This is a genomic window from Streptomyces sp. ATLC9, from assembly GCF_057196705.1.
The window spans coordinates 1-4,708 of record NZ_JBXUOY010000348.1; the positions used below are offsets into that span (position 1 = coordinate 1).

Below are 4,708 nucleotides of genomic sequence, written 5' to 3' on the forward strand. Positions count from 1 at the left end.
GGGCACCACTGTCGCTTCCGCCCCCTCGGGGCCGTGTCGCCGCGGGTCAGGCGGGCGTGCCCAGCAGGGGCGGGGGCGCCAGCCGCCTGGTCAGCAGGGGCAGCAGGCCGTCGACGCGGTGCGGCCGGTGCGCCGCGATACCCGGTGGGGCCGGGGCGAGTGGCACCAGCAGATCCGCCGGGGCGGGCGAGCCGTCGGCGGCGTCGGCCTCCGCGCCGCCGTGCAGCCACAGCGTCAGCATGTAGAGCTCCGGTACTGACAGCAGACGCGGCTGGTAGGCCGCGGGCAGCGTCTCGGCGCGGCTCAGGGCGGCCTCGGCCGAGGCGACGAACGGCCCCTCGCAGAAGTGGGAGAACGTCCAGCCGTCCGCGGTGAGCATCGTATCGGCGGCGCCCACCACGCCGTGCGAGTCCCGCAGCAGGAAGCGCCAGCCCGCCAGCCTGGTGCGGGGCGGCCCCGCGGATGCGGTGATCCCGCTCAGCACGTGGAGCGGCAGGGAGAGGTCCGGGTACACCGGTCCCGTCCGGGCCCGGAGGCCGGGAGGGACGGCGTCGCCCCGGAGGCCGGCGGGGGAACCGAGGGCCGCGTGCACACTGCGCAGAGCGGGTGCTGGGGCCGGTTGGACACGCAGGGGCATGGTGGGTCGCCTCTCGATCGGAGACACGGTGGTGCTCAGCTGCTGGCGCGGACGGCGCTGTCGGCGTACGGAAGGGCCGTGAGGAAGGCCCGGAAGGAAACCGTGAGAAGAAGAGACGGCGGATGCGCGCCCGCCATCGGGTCGCGTCTCAGCCGCTTTCATGGAGTTTATACGAAGGTTGTTCAGGAGGTGTTTCGGCTAGCTGTCCCGCATGTTACCGGCAAGAGCACATCCGGACATTTTTCGGCGGTGTTTCATCTGCGAGTCCTGGTATGGGCGACAGCTGACCTGGAAAGTGGCTGACTGCGCGGTCGTCCGTATCCGTTCGCCATTCCCCGCGGACGGGGTCCGCGGGTCCGGCGTCGGGGGCGGATGTCAACGAGCCGAGTTCGGTGGCGTATCTCCGACGTATGACACGGGAATGTGCCCCGCGAAAGCCTGAGTCCAGCTTACCGAACCCTCACTGTCGCACGGGGCGTTATCTCTCGCATCCGCGGGGCATCATCCGGTCACGGTCCACTGGAGGAGGGACGCATCGATGGGCGAGAAGGTCGAGGCCGGCGGGTTCGCCCTGTCCGATCGCCGACGGTACCGGGACAAGCACCAACGGTGTCTCCAAGGGCTGCGGCGGCTGCTGGAGGAGCAGCGTTTCGACCGCCCCCGCGATCTCATGGGACTGGAGATCGAGCTGAACCTCGCGGATGCCCAGGGGATGCCCCGGATGATGAACGCGCAGGTGCTGGAGCGCATTGCGAGCCGGGATTTCCAGACGGAATTGGGACAGTTCAATCTTGAGGTGAACATCCTTCCGCACAGGCTCTCCGGGCGAGTGCTGGACCAGCTCGCCGAGGAGCTGCGCACCGGTCTGGCCTATGCGGATCGCAAAGCCGCAGAGGTCGACGCACGCATTGTGATGATCGGTATTCTGCCGACCCTCACGGGAGACGACCTGGTGTCGGCGAACCTCACCGCCGCGGACCGCTACACCCTGCTGGACGACCAGATCATGACCGCCCGCGGTGAGGAGGTCGTCCTGGACATCGAGGGTGTGGAGCACCTGAGGTACGTGTCGTCCTCCATCGCGCCGGAGGCCGCCTGCACCTCCGTGCAGCTCCACCTCCAGGTCACCCCCGGCCGTTTCGCCGATGTGTGGAACGCCGCCCAGGCCGTCTCCGCGGTCCAGGTCGCCGTGGGCGCCAACTCGCCCTTCCTCTTCGGCCGTGAGCTGTGGCGTGAGTCCCGCCCCCCGCTCTTCCTCCAGGCCACCGACACCAGGCAGCCGGAGCTGATCATGCAGGGGGTGCGGCCGCGGACCTGGTTCGGCGAACGGTGGATCTCCTCGGCCTACGAGCTGTTCGAGGAGAACAGTCGCTACTTCCCGCCGCTGCTGCCCGTCTGTGCGGACGAGGAACCGCTGGAGGTGCTGGACGCCGGCGGTGTCCCCTCACTGGCCGAGATGACGCTGCTCAACGGTACGGTCTACCGCTGGAACCGGCCCGTGTACGGCGTCGCCGACGGGGTGCCGCACCTGCGCGTGGAGAATCGGGTGCTGCCCGCCGGCCCCACCGTCACCGACGTGCTGGCCAACACCGCCCTCTACTACGGCCTGGTGCGCGCGCTGGCCGACGACCCGCGCCCGGTGTGGAGCCGGATGCCGTTCTCCGCCGCCGCCGAGAACTTCGACGCCGCCTGCCGCCACGGCATGGACGCCAGGTTGTGGTGGCCCCGCCCCGGCCGCGGCGGGGCGCTGTCGGCCGTGCCCGTCGACCGGCTGGTGCTGGAAGAGCTGCTGCCGATGGCCGCCCGGGGCCTGGACGTCTGGGGCATCGAACCCGGCGACCGGGACCGCTACCTGTCGGTCGTCGAGGAGCGCTGCCGCCGCCGGGTCAACGGGGCCTCCTGGCAGGCCGACGCCTACCACCGGGCGCTGGAGAGCGGACTGGACCGGGAGAAGGCGCTGGCGGCGACGGTGCGGCGCTACTGCGAACTGGTGCGCACCGGGGAGCCCGTGCACGGCTGGCCGGCCGGTCCGTAGCCCCCGGTGGACACGGAGCGTTTCCGGCTGCTCCGGCCCACCCCCGGTCCCGTTCCCTCCGCCCCTGTCCGGCCTGCCGTCCGGCGGCGGGAGCGGTGGGGCAAGCTGTGTCGTTCCAGGTACGGAACGGACGAACGGCGAAGCGGGAGGCGCGGGTGCGAGCGGGCGTGCGCGACGAGGAACACGGACGGGAGCGGGGACCGGGGGGCGGAGGCGGTACACCGGCGCGGCGGACACTGGGCCGCGAGACGCTGCTGGTGCTGGCGCTGTCGCTGGGGGCGAGCGCCCTGTCGGCGCTCATCAGCTTCGTCGGGTCGCTGACCAGGCCGGGCGGCCTGAAGGACCAGGCGGCCCGGCTCAACGGCTCGTACGCCCCCGACCGGCCCTGGCTGGACCTGGCCTGGCAGCTGTTCGGCATCGCCACCGCCCTGGTGCCGGTCCTGCTCGTCGCCCACCTCCTGACACGTGAGGGACCGGAAGGGTCCGCGGGCGGAGCCGGAGGCGGACCGGGGCTGGGCGCGATCGGCTTCGACCTGCGCCGCCCCTGGTCCGACCTGGGCCGGGGCACGGTGGTGGCGGCGGGTATCGGAGGCAGCGGTCTGCTGCTCTACCTGGGCGCGCGGGCGAGTGGCTTCAACCTCACGGTGGTGCCCGAGTCGCTGCCGGACGTGTGGTGGAAGATCCCGGTGCTGATCGCCTCGGCGATCCAGAACTCCGTGGTCGAGGAGGTCATCGTCGTCGGCTACCTGCTGCGCAGGCTCGACCAGCTGGGCTGGAGCCCGGCGGCGGCGCTGGCGGCCGGTTCGCTGCTGCGCGGGACGTACCACCTCTACCAGGGGATCGGCGGGTTCGTCGGCAACGTGGTGATGGGCGTGATCTTCGTGTGGCTGTACCGCCGATGGGGGCGGGTCGGGCCGCTGGTCGCCGCGCACGCCCTGATCGACATCGTGGCGTTCGTCGGGTACGCGCTGCTGGCGGGCCGGGTGGGCTGGCTGCCCACGGGCTGACGGCCCACCCGGCCCGCCCCGTCCGGTGGTGCGGCGGTGAGCGCACCGGATCACGGTCCGGCCAGCAGTTCCCCGTCGATGACGGTCACGGCACCGCCCGTCAGCAGGGTGCGGTCGCCGCGCACGGTGGTGCGCACCAGGCCGGTGCGGGCCGACACCTGGAGACCGGTGAGGGAATCCCGGCCCAGTCGGCCCGACCACAGAGGCGCGAGCGCGGTGTGGGCGCTGCCGGTGACCGGGTCCTCGTCGATCCCGACGGCCGGGCCGAAGAAGCGCGACACGTAGTCGTACCCGCCCAGGCCTCCGCCGTCACCCGAGGCCTGGGCGGTGACGATGACACCGCGATGGCTCAGCCGCGCCACGGCGGCGAGATCGGGGGTCAGGGTGCGCACGGTCTTCTCGTCGGCCAGCTCGACCAGCAGATCGCCGGTGTCGGGACCGGTGTCGTGGGCGGAGAGCACATCGGCGCCCAGGGCCGCGCGGACATCCTCGCCCGCGGGCAGTTCGGTGAGCGGGGCGGTGGGGAGGTCCAGGGTGATCGATCCGTCGGCGGCCGTCTCGGCGGTGAGGATGCCGCTGCGGGTGGCGAACCGGATGGCGCCGACTGCCGCGCCGGTGGAGCGCAGCACATGGGCGGTGGCGAGCGTGGCGTGGCCGCAGAGGTTCACCTCGGTGACGGGGGTGAACCAGCGCAGCGCCCAGTCGGCCTCGGAACTCTCGGGCAGCGGGCGGGCGTAGGCGGTCTCGGAGAGGTTGACCTCGGCGGCGAGTCTCTGGAGCCGGTCGTCACCGGGGAACGGCCCGGAGTCCAGGAGCACGACGGCGGCGGGGTTGCCCGTGAAGGGCCGACTGGCGAAGGCGTCGACGATACGAATCCTCATGATCGGCAGCGTAGAAGGCCCGGGCGGTGCCGGCCACGGCCAATGGCGGCCGGGTGGCCCGGAAGGAGCCCTGGCGGTGAGGACTGACCGGGCGGTGTGCGGGCACGCGCCAGGACGCGGCGCGCGGTGGTGCGGCGCCGTGGTGCCG

The 4,708-nt window shown here is 72.3% G+C and carries 4 protein-coding genes; 2 read left to right on the forward strand and 2 right to left on the reverse strand.

From position 1 onward, the window contains the following. Window positions 1-46: 46 nt before the first annotated feature. A complete protein-coding gene (locus tag AC2CJA_RS24275) occupies window positions 47-637 on the reverse strand; it encodes a hypothetical protein (protein WP_484604819.1) in 591 nt (196 codons plus the stop codon). A gap of 538 nt (window positions 638-1,175) precedes the next feature. Between AC2CJA_RS24275 and AC2CJA_RS24280 the strand changes: the two genes are divergently transcribed. Together AC2CJA_RS24280 and AC2CJA_RS24285 are read left to right on the forward strand one after the other, a co-directional pair. Next, a complete protein-coding gene (locus tag AC2CJA_RS24280; protein ID WP_484604820.1) occupies window positions 1,176-2,672 on the forward strand; it encodes a glutamate-cysteine ligase family protein in 1,497 nt (498 codons plus the stop codon). A 167-nt stretch (window positions 2,673-2,839) separates the two neighbouring features. After that, window positions 2,840-3,679, forward strand: coding sequence for a CPBP family intramembrane glutamic endopeptidase (locus tag AC2CJA_RS24285; RefSeq protein ID WP_484604821.1), 840 nt, complete (start codon window positions 2,840-2,842; stop codon window positions 3,677-3,679). A 50-nt stretch (window positions 3,680-3,729) separates the two neighbouring features. Here AC2CJA_RS24285 and AC2CJA_RS24290 read toward each other — a convergent pair whose 3' ends face one another. After that, on the reverse strand, window positions 3,730-4,560 hold the full coding sequence (locus tag AC2CJA_RS24290) for a PhzF family phenazine biosynthesis protein (RefSeq protein ID WP_484604822.1): 831 nt from the start codon (window positions 4,558-4,560) through the stop codon (window positions 3,730-3,732). Window positions 4,561-4,708 lie beyond the last annotated feature (148 nt).

Bases quoted from the DNA above. Each gene is read 5' to 3' on its own strand.
- AC2CJA_RS24290 (WP_484604822.1), bottom strand. From the start codon at position 4,560: ATGAGGATTCGTATCGTCGACGCCTTCGCCAGTCGGCCCTTCACGGGC.
- AC2CJA_RS24280 (WP_484604820.1), top strand. From the start codon at position 1,176: ATGGGCGAGAAGGTCGAGGCCGGCGGGTTCGCCCTGTCCGATCGCCGA.
- AC2CJA_RS24275 (WP_484604819.1), bottom strand. From the start codon at position 637: ATGCCCCTGCGTGTCCAACCGGCCCCAGCACCCGCTCTGCGCAGTGTG.